This is a genomic window from Streptomyces sp. A1136 (genome assembly GCF_004795055.1).
In the GTDB taxonomy this organism is placed as follows: Bacteria; Actinomycetota; Actinomycetes; order Streptomycetales; family Streptomycetaceae; genus Streptomyces.
In genome coordinates, this window is the sequence record NZ_SSBJ01000222.1 from 1 (window position 1) to 628 (window position 628).

The 628-nt window shown below is 73.9% G+C and carries 1 protein-coding gene; it reads left to right on the forward strand.

The features are described 5' to 3' along the window. Positions 1-70 precede the first annotated feature (70 nt). Positions 71-628, forward strand: a 558-nt coding sequence (locus E6R62_RS38210; RefSeq protein WP_136217981.1) for a TetR/AcrR family transcriptional regulator, incomplete at its 3' end; no start/stop codon positions are given.

Genomic DNA, 628 nt, shown 5'->3' on the forward strand with positions numbered 1-628 from the left:
GGGCCGCGCCCGCTCTCTGCGGCGGCCGTCGCCGTAGAGTGGAGGCGTGCCCAGGATTCGAGCGGCCTCCGTGGCCGAGCACCGGACCATGCAGCGCGGCGCCCTCCTGGACGCAGCGCGCTCTCTGCTGTCCGAAGGGGGCACGGAGGCGCTGACCTTCCCCGCCCTCGCCGAACGTACGGGCCTCGCCCGGTCCTCCGTCTACGAGTACTTCCGCTCCCGCGCTGCCGTCGTCGAGGAGCTGTGCGCCGTCGACTTCCCCGTCTGGGCGGCCGAGGTCGAGAACGCGATGGAGCGGGCGGGGACGCCCGAGGAGAAGATCGAGGCGTACGTCCGCCGGCAGCTCGACCTCGTCGGGGACCGGCGCCACCGGGCCGTGGTCGCGATCTCCGCCAGTGAACTGGACGCGGGCGCGCGCGAGAAGATCCGGGCCGCGCACGGCGGTCTGATCGCCATGATCGTCGAGGCGCTCGGCGACCTCGGCCACGAGGAGCCCCGGCTGGCGGCCATGCTGCTGCAGGGCTCCGTGGATGCCGCGGTCCGGCGTATCGAGCTGAGCGTGGCGGAGGAGCCCGGTGTCATCGCGGACACCGCCGTCGCCATGATCCTCAACGGCGTCCGGGGCGCC